Raw genomic sequence first — 24123 nt, 5'->3', positions numbered from 1 at the left:
CCTGCTTACTGGAGGGGATAGAATGGCAATCAAAAAAGTCATGGTGATCGGCGCCGGGCAAATGGGTTCGGGTATTGCCCAAGTATGCGCTCAGGCAGGCTACACGGTTATCCTAAATGACCTGAAACCTGAATTTGTTGAACGGGGAATGAACGGAATTAACAAGAATCTTGACCGCGCAGTTGAAAAAGGGCGTCTTGAAGCGTCGGCAAAAGAGGAAACACTTGGCCGGCTCTCATCTTCAACCTCACTTGAAGATGCCGCCACCGTTGATCTCGTAATTGAAGCTGCAGTTGAAAATATGGAAGTGAAAACAGAAATCTTCAGGAAGCTTGATGAACTCGCCCCTGAACATGCGATTCTCGCAACCAATACTTCTTCGCTTCCGATCACGGAAATCGCAGCGGCGACAAAAAGGCCGGAAAAAGTAATCGGGATGCACTTCATGAACCCTGTTCCGGTTATGAAACTTGTGGAAATCATCCGCGGACTTGCGACGGCTGATGAAGTTTACAAGGAAATTAAGGACATGACAAAAGTGCTCAATAAAGTACCTGTTGAAGTCAACGATTTCCCGGGCTTCGTTTCGAACCGGATTCTGATGCCGATGATCAACGAGGCCATTTACACGCTTTATGAAGGAGTCGCGACAAAAGAAGCAATTGATGAAGTGATGAAGCTTGGCATGAACCATCCGATGGGCCCTCTGACGCTGGCCGATTTTATCGGGCTTGATACATGCCTCTACATCATGGAAACCCTTTATGAAGGCTTCGGCGACAGTAAATACCGTCCTTGCCCGCTTCTCCGGAAATATGTAAAGGCCGGCTGGCTCGGCAAAAAAACAGGCCGCGGGTTTTATGAATACTAAAAGGCTTCTGGCCTGGCAACTGGTCTATGAAAGAGGTCCGAAAACCGCCTGTCCCCCTCTGCGATAGAAGGAAGGTAGGCGAACCGCTCTTTGGGAGGGATGGTAGATGGATATCACGTTTACAGATGAACAAGAAATGATGAGAAAAATGGTTCGTGATTTTGCCGAAAAGGAAATCGCGCCATTTGTTGAAAAAATGGAACAAGGGGAATTTCCTCGTAAAGTCCTTACAAAAATGGCGGAACTCGGGCTGATGGGCATCCCAGTTCCCGAGAAATACGGCGGTGCCGGCATGGATTTCATGTCCTACATCATCGCCATTCATGAAATTTCAAGAGTCAGTGCCGCTGTTGGGGTCATTCTTTCGGTCCATACTTCGGTAGGAACAAATCCGATTCTTTATTTCGGCACAGAAGAACAAAAACAGAAATATGTACCAAAGATGGCCGCCGGCGAATGGCTCGGCGCCTTTTGCCTGACGGAACCTGGCGCAGGCTCGGATGCAGGGAATCTGAATTCGCGGGCGATCCAAAAAGAGGATCACTATGTACTGAACGGAACGAAAGTATTCATTACAAACGGCGGTGAAGCCGATATTTATATCGTTTTTGCCAGGACGGCCCAGGATGCGATTTCCGCGTTTATCGTTGAAAAAGACACACCTGGCCTGATCATCGGTAAAGATGAGAAAAAAATGGGGCTGCATGGCTCGCGGACAGTCCAGCTGACGTTCGAGGATATGAGAGTGCCGAAGGAAAACCTGCTTGGCGAGGAAGGGGAAGGCTTCAAGATTGCCATGTCCAACCTTGACGCCGGCCGGATCGGCATCGGCGCACAGGCGTTAGGTATCGCCGAAGCGGCTTTAAAGGCGGCAACCGAATATGCGAAGGAGCGCCGCCAGTTCGGCAAACCAATTGCTGCCCAGCAGGGAATCGCCTTCAAGCTGGCCGACATGGCAACCGCGGTTGAAGGGTCAAGGCTCCTCGTCTACTGTGCCGCAACCTTAAGGTCAGAGGGCCTGAAATGCGGCAAGGAAGCCTCAATGGCAAAACTGTTCGCCTCGAAAACGGCAGTCCAAACCGCAACCGAAGCCATCCAAGTATTCGGCGGCTACGGCTACACCGAGGACTACCCGGTCGAGCGCTATTTCCGCGACGCCAAAGTCACCGAAATCTACGAAGGCACAAGCGAAATCCAAAGGCACGTCATCGCAAGACAGCTGTAACAGACTTTTGGCAAAAAGAAAAACCGCGGAAGCTGAAGCGGATGCAAGGAGCGCCTCAAGTCCTGAAGCAAAAACCTTTAGCAGTCTGGCGGTACATACGTCAATTCCAAACCTGAGCAGGGGGATATCAATATGAACTTCAAACTATCAGAAGAGCATGAAATGATCAGAAAAATGGTCCGCGATTTTGCACGCAACGAAGTCGCTCCGACCGCGGCAGAGCGCGACGAGGAAGAGCGCTTTGATCGGGAGATTTTTGACAAAATGGCCGAGCTAGGCCTGACAGGGATTCCTTGGCCTGAGGAGTACGGCGGCATCGGCAGCGATTACTTGGCGTACTGCATTGCTGTCGAAGAGCTTTCCCGAGTCTGCGCGTCAACAGGCGTAACCTTGTCGGCGCACACATCACTCGCCGGCTGGCCGATTTATAAATTCGGATCTGAAGAGCAGAAGCAGAAATATCTCCGCCCAATGGCAGAAGGCTCAAAAATTGGCGCCTACGGCCTGACAGAGCCGGGCAGCGGTTCCGATGCGGGCGCGATGAAAACGACTGCCCGCCTTGACGGAGACCATTATGTGCTGAACGGCGCAAAGATTTTCATTACAAACGGCGGCATTGCTGATATTTATGTCGTGTTCGCCCTGACCGACCCTACAAGCAAGCAGCGCGGAACAACGGCGTTTATCATCGAAAAAGACTCACCTGGCTTCTCGGTAGGCAAAAAAGAAAAGAAACTTGGCATCCGCTCGTCACCGACGACTGAAATTATCTTTGAAGACTGCCGCGTCCCGGTTGAAAACCGCCTTGGCGAAGAAGGCGAAGGATTTAAGATTGCGATGATGACACTGGACGGCGGCCGGAATGGCATCGCAGCCCAGGCGGTCGGAATTGCCCAGGGAGCGCTTGATGCGGCTGTTGATTATGCGAAAGAGCGGCACCAGTTCGGCAAGCCGATTGCAGCCAACCAGGGGATTTCCTTTAAATTGGCTGACATGGCGACGGCGACTGAAGCGTCCCGCCTCTTGACCTACCAGGCTGCATGGCTGGAGTCGGAAGGGCTTCCTTACAGCAAGGCTTCCGCGATGGCGAAGCTTTTTGCCGGGGATACAGCCATGAATGTGACCACCGAAGCAGTCCAGGTGTTCGGCGGCTACGGGTATACGAAGGATTATCCGGTTGAACGCTTCATGCGCGATGCGAAAATCACCCAAATTTACGAAGGCACCCAGGAAATCCAGCGCCTCGTCATCTCGAGGATGCTGACGAAATAACAGAGAAGATTCTTTCTGAACGGGGAATGGGTATTGGCGCTCATGAGTAAATCGGCCGGCAAGAAGCCGTTTAGAGCCCCAAGGCCAGGTGATTTTCGTCCGTTCGGTCGCTAAGAGGTCATTTAGAGCCCGAAGGCCAGGAAATTTTCATCCGTTCGGTCGTTAAAAGGAACTTCGCAAAATTATCTTTTAAGAAAATACAACTAACAGTCGCTAAAAAAGGGGGGTGGGGCTTTTGAAAAAACGGGAGGTCAAGGCTTCTGTCAAAGATGAGCTTCTAGTCAGAAGGAGGCGCAGCCAGATGATCAGGGGAGCGGTCGCGCTGTTCAAGCAAAAGGGGTTCCACCGTACAACCACGAGGGAAATCGCAAAGGCCTCGGGTTTCAGCATCGGTACCCTCTATGAATATATCCGCACGAAAGAGGATGTCCTCTATCTTGTCTGTGACAGTATCTATGACCAGGTGTCGGGCAAATTGCTGAAGGGCCTGACAGGAAAGGGCGGGACACTTGAACATTTAAAGCTCGCGATTGCCGATTATTTCCGGATTGTGGATGAAATGCAGGATGAGGTGCTTGTCATGTACCAGGAAGCGAAGTCATTGTCGCATGACGCGCTTCCTTACGTCCTCCGGAAAGAAAATGAAATGGCGTCCATGTTCGGGAAGCTGCTGGCCCGCTGTGTGGAAAATGGCGAGATTCATTTATCCGAGAAAGAAGCGGAATTAATCTCCCATGACATTATCGTCCTCGGCCAGATGTGGGCTTTCCGGCGCTGGTCTTTGGCAAAACGATTCACGCTTGAGGAATATATCGACCATCAGACAGAATTGCTGCTGTCGGGAATAGGCAAAGGGAACATTGGCGGGCAATTAAGCGGGCCCGCAAAAATGGGAGGAGGAGAAAGATGAGTACGCAGGAAACTTACAAGCCAGTCCACCATGTCCGATTCGTAACAGCCTCTAGTTTATTCGACGGCCACGATGCTTCAATCAACATCATGAGAAGAATCCTCCAATCAAGTGGAGCTGAGGTCATCCATCTCGGCCACAACCGGTCAGTGGAGGAAGTCGTGAACGCGGCGATCCAGGAGGACGTGCAGGGGATAGCAATTTCCTCCTATCAAGGGGGCCATGTTGAATATTTTAAATATATGGTTGATCTTTTGCAGGAAAAAGGAGCGGGCCATATCCGCGTTTACGGCGGCGGGGGCGGTGTCATTATCCCGCGCGAAATAAAGGAGCTTCATGATTACGGAATTGCGAGGATTTTCTCGCCTGAGGATGGCCGCAAGCATGGCCTTCAGGGCATGATTAACCAAATGATCAAGGAATGCGACTTTATGACACTGCCGAAGGATCCGGCAGCCGAAATAGCATCTCTCCAACAAGGGGACACGAAGGCGATTGCCAAAATGATCACGCTTGCCGAGTACCAGGTAGGCGCCGATAAGGAAACTGCTGTAGCAACGGAAATAATCGAAAAAGTGAAGTCCATCGCCGCGCCTGTTCCGGTTGTCGGGATTACCGGGACAGGCGGAGCAGGGAAGAGCTCGCTGACGGATGAGCTGATCCGGAGATTCATCAATGAAATTCCCGATAAGAAAGTGGCAATCCTTTCTGTCGATCCGACAAAGCAAAAAACAGGCGGCGCGCTTCTCGGGGACAGAATCCGCATGAATTCCATTTTCAACCCGCGCGTTTATATGCGCAGCCTGGCGACGAGGGCGTCAAGAAGTGAATTGTCGCTGGCCATCAAGGATGCTGTCGCGGTTGTGAAGGCGGCGGGCTTTGACCTTGTCGTTGTGGAAACGAGCGGGATTGGCCAGGGAGATGCGGCGATTACCGAAATTTGCGATGTTTCCATGTATGTGATGACGAGCGAATTTGGTGCCCCGACCCAGCTTGAAAAGATCGATATGATCGATTTTGCCGACTTGATTGTGATTAACAAGTTTGAGAGAAAAGGCTCCGAGGATGCGAAGCGCCAAGTGCAAAAGCAATACCAGCGCAGCCATTTGCTATTTGAAAAGGATCCGGATGATCTGCCGGTCTACGGGACGATCGCAAGCCAGTTCAATGATCCGGGAACGAATGCTGTCTTTGCGGCATTAATTGAAAAAATTAATGAGAAAGCTGGCACAGGTTGGCAGACCTCTTTTGCAAAAAAAGCCCGTGTGGAAAAGCAAAATGTGATTATTCCAACGGACCGCCGCTATTATTTAAGGGAAATTTCCGAAACGGTCCGCAATTATCATAAAAAAGCGGAGGAACAGGCGAACCTTGCCCGGAAGCTGTTCCAGCTAGAAGGTGTCTTGGAAGCGTTGGGCAGCGGCGGAAGTGAAGAAACCATTGCCGAATTACAGCGCCTTAAGAAGCAAACTGAAGCGGAATTGACGCCTGAGACGAAGAAAATTCTTGGTGGATGGGAGAAGCTAAAGAAAGATTACAAGGCAGACGAGTACGTTGTCCGAATCCGTGATAAGGAAATCCGGACGGCCTTGATGTCCAAGAGCCTGTCCGGCCTCGATATTCCGAAGGTGGTTCTGCCGAAATATAAGGACTACGGAGAAATTATCCGCTGGGTTTACCGAGAAAATGTGCCGGGCTCTTTCCCATACACAGCAGGCGTCTTTCCGTTTAAACGCGAAGGCGAAGACCCGAAACGGCAGTTTGCTGGCGAAGGGACGCCAGAACGGACCAACCGCCGCTTTCACTATTTATCAAAAGATGACAATGCCAAGCGCTTAAGCACAGCATTTGATTCTGTGACGCTTTACGGGGAAGACCCGGATTATCGCCCGGATATTTACGGGAAAGTCGGCGAGAGCGGCGTCAGCATCTGTACGCTTGAGGATATGAAAAAGCTGTATGCAGGCTTTGACCTGTGCCACCCGTCAACGTCTGTTTCAATGACAATCAACGGCCCGGCGCCAATTATTTTGGCGATGTTCATGAATACAGCCATCCATCAGCAAGTCGAGAAAAGAGAAGCGGAGCTCGGACGGATGCTCACGCCAGAAGAATTTGCCGAAGTGCGCGCCTTTACGCTTAAAAGTGTCCGCGGAACGGTCCAGGCGGATATCCTAAAGGAAGACCAAGGTCAGAATACATGCATTTTCTCGACTGAATTCGCGCTCAGGATGATGGGCGATATACAGCAGTATTTTATCGACAATCAGGTCCGCAATTACTACTCCGTGTCGATTTCGGGTTATCATATTGCCGAGGCGGGAGCGAACCCGATATCGCAGCTTGCCTTTACACTTGCTAACGGGTTTACGTATGTTGAATACTATTTAAGCCGCGGCATGAAGATTGACGATTTCGCGCCGAACTTGAGCTTCTTTTTCTCAAACGGGCTTGATCCAGAATACACAGTGATTGGCCGGGTTGCCCGAAGGATCTGGTCGACGGCGATGCGGGATAAATACGGTTCGAATGAACGGAGCCAGAAGCTGAAGTACCATGTACAGACATCCGGGCGCTCTCTTCATGCACAAGAAATTGATTTCAATGACATCCGGACAACGCTGCAGGCGCTGATGGCATTGCAAGATAACTGTAACTCGCTTCATACAAATGCGTATGATGAAGCGATTACGACTCCGACAGAGGAATCGGTACGGAGGGCAATGGCGATTCAGATGATCATTACGAAAGAACATGGCTTGTCCAAAAATGAAAACCCGCTTCAGGGTGCATTCATTATCGATGAACTGACAGACTTGGTTGAGGAAGCCGTCCTTCAGGAATTCGAACGGCTCAATGACCGCGGCGGCGTGCTAGGTGCAATGGAAACCCAGTATCAACGCGGAAAAATTCAGGATGAATCGATGGTTTATGAAATGAAGAAGCATTCCGGTGAACTGCCAATCATTGGCGTCAACACGTATTTGAACCCAAATCCTCCGTCAGAAGATGAGATGGATAATATGGAGCTTGCAAGGGCATCCAAGGAAGAGAAAGAATTGCAAATCGCCAACCTGCGGAAATTCCAGGACGGGCATGCCGGCCAAACTGCGGAGGCCCTTAAGCGATTGAAGGAAACGGCTGTATCAGGCGGGAATATTTTTGCCGAGCTAATGGAAACAGTAAAGGTTGCAAGCCTCGGCCAAATCACTAACGCGCTGTATGAAGTGGGCGGCCAGTACAGGCGGAATATGTAACTATATAGGTTGAACTAGAAATTTTCTTTTCATGGTGATCTTGGTTGATTTGCGCTTCACAAAGGAAAGCTTCTGAGATTAATCATCGCAGGGACAGGCGGTTTTTGCCTGTCATGAGGCACTTCGCTTTCCGCGGGAGTCTTCGTGCCTTCCGCTTCAATCAACCTGCTTCCTTGGCTAATTTGTGTAAAAATTAAGTTCAACCTATATAGCTAACCAATAACGCTCTTTAACCATGGGGATGGCACCGCTGCCATCCCCATTGTCCGCACTTCCCAAAATATTTTTTCCAAAAATGATTGAAAAGCATTAAATTTCTTGCCGTTTCATATATAATATGGGCATACAACTGGAGAACGGCTGGTGAAAACGAATGAAACCTAAATATGTTGTCATTATCCTTATATTATTAGCCTGGCCACTCTATTATTTATATCAGCATCAATTGGGGGCTATATCGTTTCTCCTGCTCGCGATCCTCTTTCTTTATTTATCCATCAAGGAACTCTCTGCTGAAAAGGAGAGAAAAGCGAAGGAAAGTGGCGAGGGAAACGGTCCTCGTACTTGATTTTCCCGAAATGCAAAAATAGAACTGGCATAAACGGGATGAATTTGTTTATAATGAAGAATATGTATTTTGGAAGAACCCCTTCCTGGACCCGGTGGTTCAAATGAGAAAGGAAGTGCCGACGTTGAGTTTAGAACAGTACTCAAAAGAGCAGTTAAAGGAAATGTCTTTGATTGAAATGGCCTATGAGTTGCTAAAGAGCAAGAGGGAGCAAGTATCCTTTAATGAATTATTGGATGAAATTGCTGCTGTAGGCAACATATCCGCCGATGAAGTCAAGGCGAGGATTGCACAATTTTATACCGATTTAAATATAGATGGCCGTTTCATTTGCCTTGGTGAAAACAAGTGGGGCCTCCGTGTCTGGTATCCTGTTGATACGGTTGAAGAAGAACAGGTTGCTGTAGTGAAGCCTAAAAAGAAAAAGGCGAAGAAAAAGGTCGAAGATGACCTTGAAGATTATGAAGATCTCGAAGAAGATTTGGAGTATGACGATCTCGACGACTTCGAAGAGGAAGAAGAAGAGGAAGTCCTTGATGAAGAAGAAGAAGAAGAGTTCGATGATATCGAAGAGGCTGAGGATTTCGAACTTGATGAAGCTGAAGAGCTTGACGAGGATCTTGATGAGGAACTCGAAGGCGAACTGGAAGAGGAACTCGAAGAAGAAAGCCTTGAGGTATTAGAGGAAGAAGAACTTGCAGATGACGAGGAAGAAGAAGACCTTTAATTGGTTGACATTCCATGTCGATGCCTGTAGAATCATTTTTGGGCTCCTTAAAAAAGGAACGGACACACATATAGCTATCAAGCGCTCCCTTGCTACCATTGCAGGATGGGCGCTTTTTTATTTTTATTTGGGGAATTATGACCCCTTTCGTATGAAGATTGCCGCTTGCCGCCTTTATTTTTTTTGCGAAAAAGCTGTAAACAAACCAGGATTGCACAAACTGTATTAGAGGGGGATTTATTATGACAAAATATATTTTTGTAACAGGCGGGGTTGTATCCTCGCTGGGCAAAGGAATTACAGCCGCTTCCCTTGGCCGTCTTTTGAAAAACAGGGGGTTGGATGTATTCATCCAGAAGTTTGACCCGTACATCAACGTTGACCCGGGAACGATGAGCCCATACCAGCACGGTGAGGTGTATGTGACCGGAGATGGTGCCGAAACAGACCTCGACCTTGGCCACTACGAGCGTTTCATCGACATCAACCTGACGAAAAACAGCAACGTGACGACCGGGAAAATTTATTCAACTGTCCTGAAAAAGGAACGCCGCGGTGATTATCTAGGCGGAACGGTCCAAGTCATTCCGCACATTACGAATGAAATCAAGGAACGTGTATTCCGCGCAGGCCATGAAACGAATGCGGATGTCGTCATCACGGAAATCGGCGGGACCGTCGGCGACATCGAATCACTGCCTTTCCTTGAAGCGATCCGCCAGATCAAGAGTGACATTGGCCATAACAATGTGATGTACATTCACTGCACGCTCATTCCATACATTAAAGCTGCCGGTGAAATGAAAACGAAGCCTACCCAGCATAGTGTGAAGGAATTGCGCAGCCTTGGCATTCAGCCGAATGTCATTGTTGTCCGCACTGAAATGCCTGTTTCCCAGGATATGAAGGACAAAATCGCCCTGTTCTGTGACATTGATAAAAAATCAGTCATTGAGTGCCAGGATGCGGAAACATTGTATTCTGTCCCGCTCTCACTGCAAGAGCAGCATCTTGACCAGATTGTCTGCGATCACCTGAAGCTGCAATGCACAGAAGCAGACATGACTGAATGGAAGGCTCTCGTCGAAAAGGTCATGAATCTTTCTGAAAAAACAAAGATTGCCCTTGTCGGCAAGTATGTCGAGCTGCAGGACGCGTACCTATCCGTTGTAGAAGCCTTGAAACACGCAGGCTATGCCTATGACGCAGACGTTGAAATCAAGTGGGTCAACGCTGAGGAAGTAAACGGGGAAAATGTTTCCGAGTTGCTTGGCGATGCGGACGGCATCCTCGTTCCAGGCGGATTTGGTGACAGGGGAGTCGAAGGGAAAATCTCCGCTATCAAGTATGCGCGTGAACAGAAGGTTCCATTCCTTGGCATTTGCCTTGGCATGCAGCTTGCAACGGTAGAATATGCGCGGAATGTCCTTGGGTTGAAGGATGCGCATTCCGCTGAACTTGATCCGAACACGGAACACCCAATCATTGACCTCTTGCCTGAGCAAAAAGATGTCGAAGACCTTGGCGGGACACTTCGCCTCGGCCTGTATCCATGCAAATTGGTTGAAGGAACAAAGGTTTTTGACGCATATGGTGAAAAGGTTGTGTATGAACGCCACCGCCACCGCTATGAGTTCAACAACCATTACCGCCAAGACATGGAAAAAGCCGGATTCGTCTTTTCTGGGACAAGCCCGGACGGCAGGCTGATTGAAACAATTGAACTAAAGGACCATCCGTGGTTTGTGGCCTCCCAGTACCATCCAGAATTCCTATCGAGGCCAAACCGCCCACAACCATTGTTCCGCGAGTTCATTCATGCTTCTTTAAACAATCAATAATTAGTGTAAAGTGGCGCCCAGTTGCCCAATCTGTTTTGCAAAAGTAAAGCCGGTTCCTCTCTATTTTGAGAGGGCCGGCTTTTTGTGTAAATGGATTAGGGCTAGGGTTGCGCATCTTCGTTTTGGTAGAAAACTTATTTGAATTCGTTGCTTTCGCGACAGCTTTTCGATGTTGGGTCCATGTTGGGACAGTTGCCCGTGTATTTCCTTGCAGTCTGTCCCAAGCTGCTCGATGTTGGGACAGTAGCCCGTATATTTCCTTGCAGTTTGTCCCAAGAAGCCCCGCATTGGAACGCTTCCCCAGATATTTACTCGCCGTCTGTCCAACTCACTCTTTCGGAACAACTAGACCAAGTTTTCAAAAATCTCAGCAATGAACCTCGTTTCCAGAATCCCTGTACATCGGCTCGTTACGGAATCCTCGCGTCAATACCCAACCCCTCACCTGCGCCAAATCCCGTTTCCTTACTCATAATCCGCCAATATTTCATCAATTGTAAACTTCAAACCATAGTAAACAAACAACGCGGCCAACGGGGCCGGATATCCGAACCTTCCGCCGGTTTCATCGGGAAGGAGTCCTCTTTTTAGCATAAGGTCTAGATGGACATCCGCCAAATCAGCGAGTGATCCGCCATCTGCCTCTCCTTCAACGGCTGTTGAAATTCCCGCGAAGAGGATTCCGTTATTTTGCAAAACTTGCGCAGCTTTCACAGCTTCCGCATCTGCCGAGTACCTTGACACGATTAGCGCTCTGTCCGCAGCGGAAAAATCATTCCGTTCCTTCCCGTCCCAGATGACAACCCGGTCAAGCGGCTCGGTCCCAATCGAAGCCTCAAGCCCGACTGCTTCCATTTCCTTTACCCCGAAAAGGAAAATGCGCCCGTCACCGGCAACCGCCTGTGCCAAAAGCCTTGCGGCATCCTCAAAGTTTTCATCCTGTTTATCGTGTATTCTGCCAAACAGCCCGGCAAGCTGTGTTGAGAACATTTTAAGCATGATAACCTCCGTAAGTAACTGTTTTCCTCCCATTATAGACAACTTTTCATCCCATGCAAAAAATGTCGGAAAAACAACGCCGGAAAAATGCAGGAAATTGCAAAGAAACGGAGAAATAGTCAGATGGGACAAAAAAAGAAAAATTAAAGTGCAGAGATAAAATAAATGGGAAAATGGGGCGAGATGGCATGAAACGTAAAATATTAATCGTTGATGATCAATTTGGAATTCGCATTCTCTTGAATGAAGTGTTTCAAAAAGAAGGGTATACAACGTTCCAGGCTGCCAATGGCATCCAGGCTCTTGAAATTGTAAAGAAACATTCGCCTGATCTTGTCCTTCTGGATATGAAAATCCCGGGCATGGACGGAATCGAGATTCTTAAAAGGATGAAGGTAATTGACGCTGACATTAAAGTGATTATCATGACTGCCTACGGGGAGCTTGATATGATTCAGGAGGCAAAGGACCTTGGTGCACTCACTCATTTTGCAAAACCTTTTGATATTGATGATATCCGCAGTGCCGTAAAGGAATATACCTCCAACAAGTGAAGACTCAAACATCCATGAATGCGCAGTTGCGGAAGGCGCCTTTCACGTTTCATTTCCCAGGTTTGGGGTAAAACTCTAGTGTTCACGCTTACATTATGTCAGTTTGCGTAATTCTTTTTGATTGATGGAATTTTCGCATCTGGTTTGTTATGATACTAGTGGTGTTTGAAAGGCTGTTTTCCTCTTTTTGACCGTTGCCATTGATACATATATAGCCGGCAATGAGGACATGCTTCTAGAAGATGGGAGCACGGGTTAAAAAAGAGACAGCTAACTAAAAGGAGGAATAAAGATATGCCTTTAGTTTCCATGAAAGAAATGCTCCAAAAAGCTAATGCGGAAGGCTATGCGGTTGGACAATTCAACTTGAACAACCTTGAGTTTACACAGGCAATCCTTATGGCTGCGGAGGAAGAAAAGTCTCCTGTTATCCTTGGGGTATCCGAGGGTGCAGCGCGTTATATGGGCGGTTTCAAAACCGTTGTAAAAATGGTTGAAGGGCTGATGGAAGACTACAACACTACTGTTCCGGTTGCCATCCACCTTGATCATGGTTCAAGTTTTGAGAAGTGTAAAGAGGCCATTGATGCAGGCTTTACATCTGTTATGATCGATGCTTCCCATGGTCCGTTCGAAGACAACGTCGCAACGACTTCAAAAGTGGTTGATTATGCCCATTCAAAAGGTGTGTCCGTTGAAGCTGAACTTGGTATCGTTGGCGGACAGGAAGATGATGTCATCGCAGACGGTGTCATTTATGCAGATCCAAAAGAATGTCAAGAACTCGTCCAGAGAACCGGCATCGACTGCCTTGCTCCGGCTTTAGGCTCTGTACATGGACCTTATAAAGGCGAACCGAACCTAGGCTTCAAGGAAATGGAGGAAATTGGACAGGCGACTGGAGTACCACTTGTACTTCACGGCGGGACAGGAATTCCTCTCAAGGACATCCAAAAATCTATTTCACTTGGAACAGCAAAAATCAATGTGAATACAGAAAACCAGATGGCATCCGCCAAAGTCGTACGCGAAGTCCTGGCTGCCAAACCAAATGAATATGATCCACGTAAATACCTCGGGCCTGCCCGTGATGCCATTAAGGAAACTGTCATTGGCAAAATGCGTGAATTCGGTTCTTCGGGTAAAGCAGAGTAATCCTGGCTGAACTGTATGCTGTAAAATAGGTGAAACCGCCCCTGGGTCAGTGGCGGTTTCAATTCATTTTTTTGTCAAAAGGCCCAAAACATGATTTGGAGGCGAACTATGAAGTTTTTTATCGATACTGCCAATATGAATGAAATCCGTGAAGCCTATGCGCTTGGTCTTTTATCAGGTGTAACAACCAACCCAACCCTTGTCGCAAAAGAAAAAGATGTTTCCTTCGAGGACAGGCTAAAGGAAATTACAGATCTGGTTCCAGGTTCTGTAAGCGCTGAAGTCATTGCTCTTGATGCGGAAGGAATGATTCGTGAAGGCATGGAGCTGGCAAAAATCGCTCCGAATATTACGATTAAAGTTCCGATGACACCGGAAGGCTTAAAAGCCGTCCATGCTTTTTCAAAAGAGGGAATTAAAACGAATGTGACCCTTATTTTCAATGCGAACCAGGCCTTGCTCGCTGCCCGTGCGGGTGCTTCTTATGTATCTCCGTTCCTCGGCAGGCTGGACGATATTGGCCAAAATGGGCTTGATCTCATTTCAACAATCGCAGAGATTTTTGCCGTCCATGGTATTGAGACTGAAATCATTGCTGCTTCGATTAGGCATCCGATGCATGTAACGGAAGCTGCTTTAAGAGGAGCCCATATCGCAACAATTCCTTACAAAGTGCTGATGCAGCTTTTCCACCATCCTCTGACAGACAAAGGGATTGAGGCATTCCTGAAGGATTGGAATTCCCGATAAGAAAAAACTGCACTTAGCAAATGAAATTTGCTTACCATTTTTGGAACTTTTTTAGTTATCAGTACATGAAAAGGGATTTTTCGTGTAAACTAATGGATATGACAAACTGTCGGATTGCGTCTATTGCTAATGGAAAATAATGCCTTAAATTTCGGCTGGCTCCTTCCAGTCAGCCGAAATAACATGTTCGATGGCTGGAAAGGGAGTCGAAAATGGAAAAGCTTAAAATTGCCGGCGGATATCCCCTTAAAGGAACCGTTCGCGTAAGCGGAGCCAAAAACAGCGCAGTTGCCTTAATACCTGCCACAATTCTTGCGGATTCCCCCGTAACAATCGAGGGGCTTCCTGACATTTCCGACGTGGAAATTCTTAAAGGGCTGCTGGAGGAGATTGGCGGAAAGGTGCAACTCTCCGATCATGAGATGAATGTTGACCCGTCCCGCATGATTTCAATGCCGCTTCCGAATGGAAAAGTAAAAAAACTCAGGGCTTCCTACTACCTGATGGGAGCCATGCTCGGCAGGTTTAAAAAGGCCGTAATTGGACTTCCGGGTGGTTGCCATCTTGGGCCAAGGCCGATTGACCAGCATATTAAAGGATTTGAAGCTCTTGGCGCCCACGTGACAAATGAACAGGGCGCGATCTATCTGCGGGCGGAAGAACTAAGGGGAGCGCGTATTTATTTGGATGTTATCAGTGTTGGGGCAACAATCAACATTATGCTTGCCGCTGTTCGCGCAAAAGGGCGGACAATTATCGAAAACGCCGCAAAAGAGCCTGAAATTATCGACGTGGCAACATTGCTGACTAATATGGGTGCAAGGATCAAAGGTGCCGGAACAGATGTCATCCGTATTGATGGAGTCGACATTCTTCACGGTTGCCGCCATACGATTATTCCTGATCGGATCGAGGCTGGTACATATATCATCCTTGGTGCCGCTATGGGTGAAGGCGTCCTCGTTGACAATGTGATTCCCCAGCATCTGGAGTCCCTGATTGCCAAACTTGGTGAAATGGGTGTTTATATAGAAGCGGGTGATGACCAGGTTTATGTCCGCGGCTCTTCAAAGTTGAAACCAGTTGATATTAAAACACTTGTCTATCCGGGATTCCCAACAGATTTGCAGCAGCCGTTCACATCCCTTTTGACAAAGGCGGAAGGCTCCAGCATGGTTACGGACACTATCTATGGAGCGAGATTTAAACATATTGATGAATTGCGAAGAATGAATGCCAGCATTAAGGTTGAAGGGCGTTCTGCAATTGTTTCAGGTCCCGTCCAACTCCAGGGAGCAAAGGTGAAAGCCAGCGACCTCAGAGCCGGCGCGGCCCTCGTCATTGCCGGACTTATAGCGGAAGGCATCACCGAGGTAACCGGCCTGGAACATATCGACAGAGGCTACAGCAATCTTGTGGAAAAACTGAACGGACTCGGTGCGACTGTTTGGCGAGAAGCCATGACGGAAGAAGAAGTCGAGCAGCTCAAAAATACGTAGGCCGAAAACGGAAGGCGCTTGCCACGTCGGGAAGCGTCTTTTGAAATTGCCTGATAGACTAGCTGCCCGAAATTGAAAGATTGGAAGTAATAGACCAATAATGGGGGAAAAACCGATGGAAAGAAGCTTAACGATGGAACTCGTCCGGGTAACAGAGGCAGCTGCACTCGCTTCGGCCCGCTGGATGGGCCGCGGAAAAAAAGAAGAAGCGGATGATGCCGCAACTTCCGCGATGCGGAATGTATTTGACACAGTCCCAATGAAGGGCACAGTCGTTATTGGCGAAGGGGAAATGGACGAAGCGCCAATGCTCTATATCGGTGAAAAACTTGGCACGGGATACGGACCAAGGGTGGATGTCGCTGTCGATCCGCTCGAAGGAACGAATATCGTCGCTTCCGGAGGCTGGAATGCGCTTGCTGTCCTTGCAGTAGCTGATCATGGCAATTTACTCCATGCCCCAGACATGTATATGGATAAAATTGCAGTAGGCCCCGAAGCAGTTGGGGAAATTGATATTAACGCATCTGTTCTCGATAATTTGAAAGCGGTTGCCCGGGCGAAAAATAAAGATATTGAGGATGTGGTGGCAACGGTTCTCAACCGGGAGCGCCATGCCCACATCATTGCCCAGCTTCGCGAGGCAGGGGCAAGGATTAAGCTCATTAACGACGGGGATGTTGCGGGAGCAATCAATACTGCTTTCGACACTACAGGAGTGGATATCCTGTTCGGGTCTGGAGGAGCGCCAGAAGGTGTCCTTGCAGCCGTTGCCCTGAAGTGCCTCGGCGGGGAAATTATCGGCAAGCTCGTCCCGCAAAACGATGCAGAGGTGGAACGATGCAAAAAAATGGGTCTCGATCTCAATAAGGTACTCCGGATGGAAGACCTAGTCTGCGGGGAAGACGCCATTTTCGCGGCTACAGGTGTGACAGATGGGGAACTTCTAAAAGGCGTTCAGTTCAAAGGTTCCTACGGCTCGACGCACTCCATCGTCATGCGCGCGAAATCAGGCACTGTCCGCTTCGTAGAAGGGCGCCACAGCCTGCATAAAAAACCAAACCTAGTCATCGGCTAAAAAACTCAGCCTGGCCCCATCCGGTCCGGGCTCCGCTTATGCGGGAAAAGCACCCTATTTCATAAAACTATGGTTATTTTCCGTGAGAACGGGTAAAATAGAAATTGCTTTGTAAGCATCTGCTAATCTTCCAATTAAACTTCCAGAATCCTTCAAAACAAAAAATATCCCTCTCTGCTTGAAACAAGGCCTTTTTTAACTTTTGCAAAATTGGATAGGAACCCCTAGGCTTTCAGTCCGTTTTCATATAAAAGGAATCAGAGCATCCTTCAGGGTGCGGCAAAGAGAAGAAACAAAATAATAAAGTGTGGTGTCCTACATGGAATTAACAATTACCAGTCTCGAAAACATGAAGTTAAAAGAGCTCTATGAGCTTGCCCGTGAGTATAAAGTATCGTATTACAGCAAACTGACAAAGAAAGAACTTATTTTTTCCATTTTGAAGGCGCGTGCGGAGCAGCAGGGCTTCTTCTTTATGGAAGGCGTCCTAGAAATCATTCAATCAGAAGGTTTTGGTTTCCTCCGTCCGATTAACTATTCGCCGAGCTCGGAGGATATTTATATTTCCGCTTCCCAAATTCGCCGTTTTGATTTACGGAATGGTGATAAGGTTTCCGGGAAAGTCAGGCCTCCAAAGGAAAGTGAGCGTTACTATGGCCTGTTGCATGTAGAGGCAGTCAATGGCGAGAACCCTGAATCGGCAAAGGAACGCGTTCACTTTCCGGCTCTAACCGCCCTTTATCCAGACAGGCAAATTAAACTGGAGACTACGCCGAAGCATCTATCCACAAGGATTATGGATGTCATTGCACCGGTTGGTTTCGGACAGCGTGGATTGATTGTTGCACCGCCTAAGGCCGGGAAAACGATGCTTTTGAAGGAAATCGCAAACAGCATTACAGCCAACCATCCGGAGGCGGAGCTGATTGTCCTCTTGATTGATGAGCGTCCCGAGGAAGTGACCGACATCGAGCGCTCAGTTGCAGGCGATGTTGTCAGCTCAACGTTTGACGAAGTGCCTGAAAACCATATCAAGGTTGCTGAACTCGTCCTGGAACGGGCTATGCGCCTTGTCGAACACAAGAAAGATGTCATTATCCTGATGGACAGCATCACCAGGCTGGCAAGAGCCTACAACCTGGTCATTCCGCCAAGCGGCCGGACGCTTTCCGGAGGGATTGACCCGGCAGCGTTCCATCGGCCAAAGCGTTTCTTTGGCGCGGCCAGGAACATTGAAGAAGGCGGCAGCCTGACGATCCTTGCGACTGCGCTCATCGACACTGGCTCACGCATGGATGATGTTATTTATGAAGAGTTTAAGGGAACAGGTAATATGGAGCTCCATTTGGACCGCTCACTTGCCGAAAGAAGAATATTCCCTGCCCTCGACATCCGCCGTTCTGGCACGCGGAAGGAAGAGCTACTTTTGCCAAAAGAACAGCTTGATACACTATGGGCAATCCGGAAATCAATGACCGACAGCCCGGATTTCGCCGAACGATTCCTCAAAAAACTGAAGCAAACAAAATCCAACGAGGAATTTTTCGCCCAAGTAAGCGAGGAAATGAAAGGGAGCGGCACCCGCAGGCAACAGCAGTAGGACCAACTTATAGGGGTTAAAGCTAGAGTTGATATTTTATCGCGTTGATTGGAACGGAGGGCACCGACTCCGACGGGATGAAGCGGCAAGGTGGAGACCCCACAGGCGCTTAAGCGCCGAGGAGGCTCCACTGACGCCCCGCGGAAAGCGCGTGCCCGGAGTGGAAATCAACATCAAGTTTTTTTGAAAAAGGTCAAAAATCCCATCTTGCAAAACGACAATGCGCTTGTTATAATGATAACAGTGTTTTTTTACCGAGGGCCTATATGGACCCATGTGATAACTCTGTTTCGAAATGACTCAGGGCGGAAGGAGATGACAAGAATGAAAGCAGGAATCCATCCTAATTACAAGCTAGTAAAGGTGACTTGTGCTTGCGGCAATACATTTGAAACCGGATCAGTAAAAAACGAAATCCGCGTTGAAACTTGCTCCGAGTGCCATCCATTCTATACAGGACGTCAAAAATTTGCTGAAGCTGGCGGCCGTGTTGACCGTTTCAATAAGAAATACGGCATTAAGCAGCAACAACAATAATTACAACTGTTCAAAAACAGGCAAGAATCAACATCGCTTGCCTGTTTTTTTACTTTCCAATACGTGAATTTCCTCGAATCATGTCATCTGGGAATTTTCGAATAATGAATAGGGTAAAGCTACAGTAAGAGCGGCCCGATTTTGCCAAAGAATGCTTAAAAACGATTTTATCAATACATAATAATGATCAGGGTAGAGTGGAAGGAGAGGCAGCAGAATGTATGTAATGAAGCAAAGCGGATGGGTTGAGGTCATTTGCGGCAGTATGTTTTCGGGGAAGTCCGAGGAATTGATCCGCCGTGTGCGCAGGGCGCAGTTCGCTAAACAAAAGATTGCTGTTTTTAAGCCGAAAATCGATAATCGCTATAGTGAAGAGTCTGTTGTTTCCCACGACGGATCATCTTTTGTTGCCATGCCAGTTTCCCATTCGACAGCCATCTTCGACCATATTGATGTAGAAATAGATGTGATCGCCATTGATGAAGTTCAATTTTTTGACAATGAAATCGTCAATGTCATCCAGCATCTTGCCAACAGCGGCTACCGGGTGATCGCTGCTGGCCTTGACCAGGATTTCAGGGGCGAGCCTTTTGCCAAAATGCCGGAGCTCATGGCGATTGCCGAGCTTGTGACAAAGCTCCAGGCTGTCTGCGCCGTATGTGGATCACCGGCTAGCAGAACCCAGCGCCTGATTGATGGCCGTCCGGCTTCCTATGATGATCCCATCATACTGGTTGGCGCGTCTGAAGCATATGAACCGCGCTGCAGACACCATCATGAGGTGCCTAGAGCGGTTAAAGAATCCAATAAAGCTATAACAAATATAAAAGCATTATAAGAGAAAAGAGGCTATCCAATTTTGTGAATGGACAGGCCTCTTTTTTTAATATTTATACTACGTTGATTGAAGTGGAGGGCCCCGACTCCGGTGGGATGTAGCGGCAATGTGGAGACCCATGAAAAGCGGAAGCGCCTTGGTCAGGGGCGACAGGCTTAAGACAAGCCGGCCAGAAGGCGCAGTTTGCCTTCTTGACGGATTGGCTTAAGACCCCGAGCCCCTAGGCACTGTAGCTAGACTGACAGGCGCTTTTAGCCCCGAGGAGGCTCCACTGACGCCCCGCGGAAAGCGTGTGCCTCGTGACAGGCAAAACCCGCCTGTCCCTGCGATGCTTAATCTCAGAAGCTTTCCTTTGCGAAGCGGAAATCAACAGCTAAATTTAAGCGCATATTTTGTATCCCAAACGTCTCTTTGACTGAGATTTCCGGCTGTATTATAATAAAAAAGATATGGACTAAAAACTGAGGTGAATGCTAGTGTTTGATCGTCTCCAGGCTGTCGAGGACCGCTATGAAAAGCTAAATGAACTTTTAAGCGATCCAGCCGTTATAAGTGATACGAAAAAGTTGCGTGACTACTCGAAAGAACAATCGGATATACAGGAAACTGTCCAGGTTTACCGCGAATATAAAGAAGTGAAAGAACAACTGCACGATGCAAAAGCAATGCTCGATGATAAGCTTGATGCTGAAATGCGCGAGATGGTGAAAGAGGAAGTGAGCGAGCTTTCCGACAAAATGGAAGAGCTTGAAGAAAGACTGAAGATTCTCCTCGTTCCGAAGGATCCGAATGATGATAAGAACGTCATTATTGAAATCCGCGGAGCTGCGGGCGGTGACGAGGCCGCGCTGTTTGCGGGCGATCTTTACCGGATGTACAGCCGGTATGCGGAATCACAGGGCTGGAAGACGGAAATGATGGACGCGCATTCAACCGGACTTGGCGGATTTAAAGAAATCATCTTTATGATCAACGGAACAGGCGCTTACTCAAAGCTTAAGTACGAAAACGGCGCCCATCGTGTCCAGCGTGTCCCGGAAACGGAATCAGGCGGAAGGATTCATACATCCACCGCGACAGTCGCATGCCTGCCGGAAGCGGAAGATGTTGAAGTTGAAATCCATGATAAAGATATCCGTTTCGATACGTTTGCATCGAGCGGCGCCGGTGGCCAGTCCGTCAATACGACAATGTCAGCGGTCCGCCTGACACATATCCCGACTGGGATTGTGGTGTCCATGCAGGATGAAAAGTCCCAGCATAAGAACAGGGATAAGGCGATGAAAATCCTTCGCGCCCGTGTTTATGATAAGTTCCAGCGGGAAGCGCAGGCTGAATATGCCGAGGTTAGAAAATCAGCTGTAGGGACGGGAGACCGTTCTGAGCGGATCCGCACCTACAACTTCCCGCAAAACCGAGTCACTGACCACCGCATCGGCTTGACCATTCAGAAGCTTGACCAAATTCTTGAAGGAAAGCTTGATGAGGTCATTAATGCATTAATTATGGAAGACCAGTCCGCAAAGCTGGAACGTGCTTCCGATGAGTAAAAAAGTGTTTGAAGCCCTCAACTGGGCTTCTTCTTTTTTAAAGGAAGCCGGCCGGGAAGAATTTGCAGGTGAAGTTTTGCTTAGGCACAGTGCAGGCTGGGACCGTACCCGTTTGTTTACTGAAATGCGCGAGGACCTTCCTTCCGGTATTTGGGAGCGGTTTGAAGAGATGGTCCGCCAGCATGCAGAAGGGAAGCCGGTTCAATATATTATCGGGCACGAAGAGTTTTATGGAAGGCCTTTTTTGGTCAATGAAGAGGTGCTCATCCCCCGTCCGGAGACCGAGGAGTTAGTGGAGGGTGCGCTCAAGCGGATTAGGAAGTTGTTTGGAGAAGCGGATGGACTTGGGTTGGCCGATATCGGTACCGGAAGCGGAGCGATTGCGATATCAATGAAGTTAGAGGAGCCGAAGCTAAACGTAACCGCTACGGACATAGCGGAGGAGTCCTTGAAGGTGGCGAGGGAAAATGCCAGCCGACTGGGAGCCGACGTTGAGTTTGTCCATGGCGACCTTCTCCAGCCGTTCCTTGCGTCTCGTTCTAAGTTTGATATCATCCTTTCGAACCCACCGTACATTCCAGATGATGACATTACGTCGATGTCAGATGTAGTAACCGAGCATGAGCCGCATAGGGCCCTTTTTGCGGGAAGTGATGGCCTTGATTTTTATAAACGTTTTATGGCTGAGCTGCCGGCAGTCTTGAACGAGCGGGCATTGGTTGGGTTTGAAATAGGGGCTGGGCAAGGGGAGGCCATTGCTTCTTTTTGCAAAAAAACCTTCCCTACTGCCGAAGTTGAAGTCGTAAATGATATAAATGGGAAAGACCGAATGGTATTTGTAGAACTTACAAGCGGTAAGTAAGAAGGGGGAAGCGGCCACGAAGGTTCGGAAAGCAGTCCGGGGCGACGGTGCCCGGCTCGCAGAACTAATCAAGCATGTGGAAGCGACATCTGATTCTATGATGTTTGGCGCCGGTGAAAGGGAACTGACTCCCGAACAGGGTGAACAGATGATCAGCCGGTTTGCCCAAGATGAATGTTCTGTCCTCTTTGTTGCGGAAAAAGAAAATGAGCTGATTGGCTACCTCATTGCTATAGGAGGCGGCGCTCCTAGAAAACGGCACTGTGCATATCTCGTTGTCGGTATCGCCGAGGCCCACCGGGGAACGGGGGTCGGGACGCTGCTGTTTGAAGCACTCGAAGAATGGGCGCCGCGGGCAGGAATCCACCGATTAGAACTGACAGTCATAACGCATAATAAGGCCGGCATAGCCCTCTACGAAAAAATGGGCTTCATGATAGAAGGAACGAAGCACCATTCATTGAAAATTGATGGTTGCTACATTGATGAGTATTATATGTATAAATTAATTTGATGGCTGCTTCATGTTAGGACAGTGATTCACCAAAACAGGCCTCAGCTGTCCCGAGATGGGCAAAGTTGGGACAGTGTATGACGATTTAATCCATGCCTTGTCCCAAGTTGCTTTATGTTGGGACAGTGATTCACCCACGCGGACCTCAGCTGTCCCAAGGTGGGCAGAGTTGGGACAGTTTACCAGTAATTAATCCACGCCTTGTCCCAAGGTGCTTCATGTTGGGACAGTAATTCACCAAAACAGCCGTCAGCTGTCCCGAGATGGACAAAGTTGGGACAATTTACGAATAATTAATTCACGCCTTGTCCCAAGGTGCTTCATGTTTGGACAGCCATCAACCAAATCTCGCTACGGCTGTCCGAAGCCGCCTCGCGTATAGACCGCTTTCTTCATTTCAAGCCAGACCCACCCGATACCCCCCTCCTTTTTTGCAAAAAGGCCAATATGCTAGTTTACGATTCTCCGATTCTGACCACACTGTTGATAGTGAAGGGATGGTGGGGGAAATGAAAAACAAAACTTTAGTATGGCTGTACCTTGTTGTATTATCAATCGCGACAATCGCGAATCTATATGCGCCTCAGACAAAAGCGGCGGGCAAAGAGGAAATTGTGATTCCGGGGGAGGCAATCCGGCTGAGAATCCTTGCTAATAGTGACCGGCAAGGAGATCAGGAACTGAAGAGGATGGTCCGTGACGCTGTAAATGAAAGGATAACCGAATGGGTTTCTGAACTGACAAATCTGGATGAAGCGAGAATGGTTATTCAAAGCCATTTGCCTGAAATAGAAGCGGAAGCCAGAAAAGTTTTGCAGGAAAACGGTTCTTCGCAGCAGGCAAAAGCTGAATTCGGTAAAGTGCAGTTCCCGACAAAGCTTTATGGGGAGTATCTCTATCCAGCGGGCGAGTATGAAGCGATTCTAATTACGCTCGGTGAAGGAAAGGGAGCGAACTGGTGGTGCGTTTTGTTTCCGCCACTCTGTTTCCTCGATTTCTCAAGCGGAACAGCCGTCAGATCGCCAGGATTTGAAGACGGGGAGAATGAAGGGAACCGTCAAGAAATAGAGGAGAATGCTGGAGAGAAAAACTCCAAATCGGTAAAGGAAACCAGTCAAAAGGAAGCTAGCAATCCGCCTGAAAATGAAGCTGCTCATGACGGCAAAAAGGCTTCTGAAAAAGCCACTATCAATAGCAGGCAGCAAGACGAGATAGCCCAAAAGAATGAGCTTCTGGGGCCCAATGACACAAGTGATCCAAAACAGGAAAATCATTATGCTGAGAAAATTTATACACCAGAAGATGAAGAACCCGTAAAAGTGAAGTTTTTTGTAGTTGAATTATGGGAGAAGTTAAGAGATTAAAGCCTGCTTGCAGGCTTTTTTATTATTGCGTGCCCAGGCAAGCCGTTAATTGCTAATTGGTGAAAGTCCAATCTGAGTAAGTACCAAGACGCTCATTAGCTGACAGGCAACTGGTGGAGAAATCCTAAGGTTGAAGCCCTGTGACAACGTAA

21 protein-coding genes and 1 pseudogene are annotated in these 24123 nt (G+C 48.3%); 20 read left to right on the top strand and 2 right to left on the bottom strand.

All coding sequences use genetic code 11. The annotated features are described in order from the left end of the window. Positions 1-22: 22 nt before the first annotated feature. From D1B31_RS11735 to icmF, 5 genes are all read left to right on the top strand, one after another. Positions 23-871 carry a 3-hydroxybutyryl-CoA dehydrogenase gene (locus tag D1B31_RS11735; RefSeq protein ID WP_118920986.1) on the top strand — a complete coding sequence of 283 codons (849 nt, stop codon included), beginning with the start codon at positions 23-25 and terminating at the stop codon, positions 869-871. Between the two features lie 106 nt (positions 872-977). After that, positions 978-2096: an acyl-CoA dehydrogenase gene (locus tag D1B31_RS11730; protein ID WP_118920985.1), complete on the top strand. Its 1119-nt coding sequence runs from the start codon at positions 978-980 to the stop codon at positions 2094-2096. A 132-nt stretch (positions 2097-2228) separates the two neighbouring features. Further along, positions 2229-3368, top strand: coding sequence for an acyl-CoA dehydrogenase (locus D1B31_RS11725; protein ID WP_118920984.1), 1140 nt, complete (start codon positions 2229-2231; stop codon positions 3366-3368). A gap of 235 nt (positions 3369-3603) precedes the next feature. Further along, on the top strand, positions 3604-4278 hold the full coding sequence (locus D1B31_RS11720) for a TetR/AcrR family transcriptional regulator (protein WP_118920983.1): 675 nt from the start codon (positions 3604-3606) through the stop codon (positions 4276-4278). Further along, the gene (icmF, locus tag D1B31_RS11715; RefSeq protein WP_118920982.1) at positions 4275-7535 is read left to right on the top strand and encodes a fused isobutyryl-CoA mutase/GTPase IcmF; all 3261 of its coding nucleotides are present in this window, start codon (positions 4275-4277) and stop codon (positions 7533-7535) included. The genes D1B31_RS11720 and icmF overlap by 4 nt, the downstream gene beginning before the upstream one ends. 56 nt (positions 7536-7591) lie before the next feature. On the opposite strand, the gene D1B31_RS24715 is transcribed toward icmF, so the two are convergent. Beyond that, positions 7592-7738 carry a hypothetical protein gene (locus D1B31_RS24715; RefSeq protein ID WP_204563006.1) on the bottom strand — a complete coding sequence of 49 codons (147 nt, stop codon included), beginning with the start codon at positions 7736-7738 and terminating at the stop codon, positions 7592-7594. A 170-nt stretch (positions 7739-7908) separates the two neighbouring features. On the opposite strand from D1B31_RS24715, the gene D1B31_RS11710 reads away from it, so the two are divergent. The 3 genes from D1B31_RS11710 (at position 7909) to D1B31_RS11695 (ending at position 10671) form a co-directional block, all read left to right on the top strand. Continuing rightward, complete coding sequence (locus tag D1B31_RS11710) at positions 7909-8103, top strand: hypothetical protein (RefSeq protein ID WP_118920981.1); 195 nt, start codon at positions 7909-7911, stop codon at positions 8101-8103. A gap of 124 nt (positions 8104-8227) precedes the next feature. After that, the gene (rpoE, locus tag D1B31_RS11705) at positions 8228-8830 is read left to right on the top strand and encodes a DNA-directed RNA polymerase subunit delta (RefSeq protein ID WP_142922585.1); all 603 of its coding nucleotides are present in this window, start codon (positions 8228-8230) and stop codon (positions 8828-8830) included. Positions 8831-9072: 242 nt separating this feature from the next. Continuing rightward, a complete protein-coding gene (locus D1B31_RS11695) occupies positions 9073-10671 on the top strand; it encodes a CTP synthase (RefSeq protein ID WP_118920979.1) in 1599 nt (532 codons plus the stop codon). Positions 10672-11136: 465 nt separating this feature from the next. On the opposite strand, the gene D1B31_RS11685 is transcribed toward D1B31_RS11695, so the two are convergent. Next, positions 11137-11670, bottom strand: a complete 534-nt coding sequence (locus D1B31_RS11685) for a DUF2529 family protein (RefSeq protein ID WP_118920977.1) — start codon at positions 11668-11670, stop codon at positions 11137-11139. Between the two features lie 188 nt (positions 11671-11858). On the opposite strand from D1B31_RS11685, the gene D1B31_RS11680 reads away from it, so the two are divergent. The 12 genes and pseudogenes from D1B31_RS11680 (at position 11859) to spoIIR (ending at position 23971) form a co-directional block, all read left to right on the top strand. Continuing rightward, positions 11859-12224 (top strand): response regulator, encoded by a 366-nt coding sequence (locus D1B31_RS11680; RefSeq protein ID WP_118920976.1) that lies wholly within the window; start codon positions 11859-11861, stop codon positions 12222-12224. A 294-nt stretch (positions 12225-12518) separates the two neighbouring features. Further along, positions 12519-13379, top strand: a complete 861-nt coding sequence (locus D1B31_RS11675; protein ID WP_118920975.1) for a class II fructose-bisphosphate aldolase — start codon at positions 12519-12521, stop codon at positions 13377-13379. Between the two features lie 108 nt (positions 13380-13487). Continuing rightward, positions 13488-14129 (top strand): fructose-6-phosphate aldolase, encoded by a 642-nt coding sequence (gene fsa / locus D1B31_RS11670; RefSeq protein WP_118920974.1) that lies wholly within the window; start codon positions 13488-13490, stop codon positions 14127-14129. A 212-nt stretch (positions 14130-14341) separates the two neighbouring features. Continuing rightward, complete coding sequence (locus tag D1B31_RS11665) at positions 14342-15628, top strand: UDP-N-acetylglucosamine 1-carboxyvinyltransferase (protein WP_118920973.1); 1287 nt, start codon at positions 14342-14344, stop codon at positions 15626-15628. Positions 15629-15743: 115 nt separating this feature from the next. Then, complete coding sequence (glpX, locus tag D1B31_RS11660; protein ID WP_118920972.1) at positions 15744-16706, top strand: class II fructose-bisphosphatase; 963 nt, start codon at positions 15744-15746, stop codon at positions 16704-16706. Between the two features lie 319 nt (positions 16707-17025). Continuing rightward, positions 17026-18306 (top strand): transcription termination factor Rho, encoded by a 1281-nt coding sequence (gene rho / locus D1B31_RS11655; protein WP_118920971.1) that lies wholly within the window; start codon positions 17026-17028, stop codon positions 18304-18306. A gap of 324 nt (positions 18307-18630) precedes the next feature. Next, positions 18631-18843 (top strand): 50S ribosomal protein L31, encoded by a 213-nt coding sequence (gene rpmE / locus D1B31_RS11650; protein ID WP_118920970.1) that lies wholly within the window; start codon positions 18631-18633, stop codon positions 18841-18843. A gap of 217 nt (positions 18844-19060) precedes the next feature. Next, positions 19061-19681, top strand: a complete 621-nt coding sequence (locus D1B31_RS11645) for a thymidine kinase (RefSeq protein ID WP_118920969.1) — start codon at positions 19061-19063, stop codon at positions 19679-19681. A 476-nt stretch (positions 19682-20157) separates the two neighbouring features. Then, complete coding sequence (gene prfA / locus D1B31_RS11640) at positions 20158-21231, top strand: peptide chain release factor 1 (RefSeq protein WP_118920968.1); 1074 nt, start codon at positions 20158-20160, stop codon at positions 21229-21231. Continuing rightward, positions 21224-22093 carry a peptide chain release factor N(5)-glutamine methyltransferase gene (gene prmC / locus D1B31_RS11635; protein WP_118920967.1) on the top strand — a complete coding sequence of 290 codons (870 nt, stop codon included), beginning with the start codon at positions 21224-21226 and terminating at the stop codon, positions 22091-22093. The genes prfA and prmC overlap by 8 nt, the downstream gene beginning before the upstream one ends. A 52-nt stretch (positions 22094-22145) precedes the next feature. Continuing rightward, a pseudogene (locus D1B31_RS11630) lies at positions 22146-22607 on the top strand (N-acetyltransferase family protein); the annotation flags it as partial. Between the two features lie 509 nt (positions 22608-23116). Further along, complete coding sequence (spoIIR, locus tag D1B31_RS11625) at positions 23117-23971, top strand: stage II sporulation protein R (protein ID WP_192894771.1); 855 nt, start codon at positions 23117-23119, stop codon at positions 23969-23971. Positions 23972-24123 lie beyond the last annotated feature (152 nt).

It is taken from the genome of Neobacillus notoginsengisoli (genome assembly GCF_003515685.1).
GTDB lineage: Bacteria > Bacillota > Bacilli > Bacillales > Cytobacillaceae > Bacillus_D > Bacillus_D notoginsengisoli.
This window is presented reverse-complemented; position numbering and strand designations above follow the sequence as displayed.

Bases quoted from the DNA above. Each gene is read 5' to 3' on its own strand.
- D1B31_RS11735 (WP_118920986.1), top strand. From the start codon at position 23: ATGGCAATCAAAAAAGTCATGGTGATCGGCGCCGGGCAAATGGGTTCG.
- D1B31_RS11730 (WP_118920985.1), top strand. From the start codon at position 978: ATGGATATCACGTTTACAGATGAACAAGAAATGATGAGAAAAATGGTT.
- D1B31_RS11725 (WP_118920984.1), top strand. From the start codon at position 2,229: ATGAACTTCAAACTATCAGAAGAGCATGAAATGATCAGAAAAATGGTC.
- icmF (WP_118920982.1), top strand. From the start codon at position 4,275: ATGAGTACGCAGGAAACTTACAAGCCAGTCCACCATGTCCGATTCGTA.
- D1B31_RS11710 (WP_118920981.1), top strand. From the start codon at position 7,909: ATGAAACCTAAATATGTTGTCATTATCCTTATATTATTAGCCTGGCCA.
- D1B31_RS11695 (WP_118920979.1), top strand. From the start codon at position 9,073: ATGACAAAATATATTTTTGTAACAGGCGGGGTTGTATCCTCGCTGGGC.
- D1B31_RS11685 (WP_118920977.1), bottom strand. From the start codon at position 11,670: ATGCTTAAAATGTTCTCAACACAGCTTGCCGGGCTGTTTGGCAGAATA.
- D1B31_RS11680 (WP_118920976.1), top strand. From the start codon at position 11,859: ATGAAACGTAAAATATTAATCGTTGATGATCAATTTGGAATTCGCATT.
- D1B31_RS11675 (WP_118920975.1), top strand. From the start codon at position 12,519: ATGCCTTTAGTTTCCATGAAAGAAATGCTCCAAAAAGCTAATGCGGAA.
- fsa (WP_118920974.1), top strand. From the start codon at position 13,488: ATGAAGTTTTTTATCGATACTGCCAATATGAATGAAATCCGTGAAGCC.
- D1B31_RS11665 (WP_118920973.1), top strand. From the start codon at position 14,342: ATGGAAAAGCTTAAAATTGCCGGCGGATATCCCCTTAAAGGAACCGTT.
- glpX (WP_118920972.1), top strand. From the start codon at position 15,744: ATGGAAAGAAGCTTAACGATGGAACTCGTCCGGGTAACAGAGGCAGCT.
- rho (WP_118920971.1), top strand. From the start codon at position 17,026: ATGGAATTAACAATTACCAGTCTCGAAAACATGAAGTTAAAAGAGCTC.
- rpmE (WP_118920970.1), top strand. From the start codon at position 18,631: ATGAAAGCAGGAATCCATCCTAATTACAAGCTAGTAAAGGTGACTTGT.
- D1B31_RS11645 (WP_118920969.1), top strand. From the start codon at position 19,061: ATGTATGTAATGAAGCAAAGCGGATGGGTTGAGGTCATTTGCGGCAGT.
- prmC (WP_118920967.1), top strand. From the start codon at position 21,224: ATGAGTAAAAAAGTGTTTGAAGCCCTCAACTGGGCTTCTTCTTTTTTA.
- spoIIR (WP_192894771.1), top strand. From the start codon at position 23,117: ATGAAAAACAAAACTTTAGTATGGCTGTACCTTGTTGTATTATCAATC.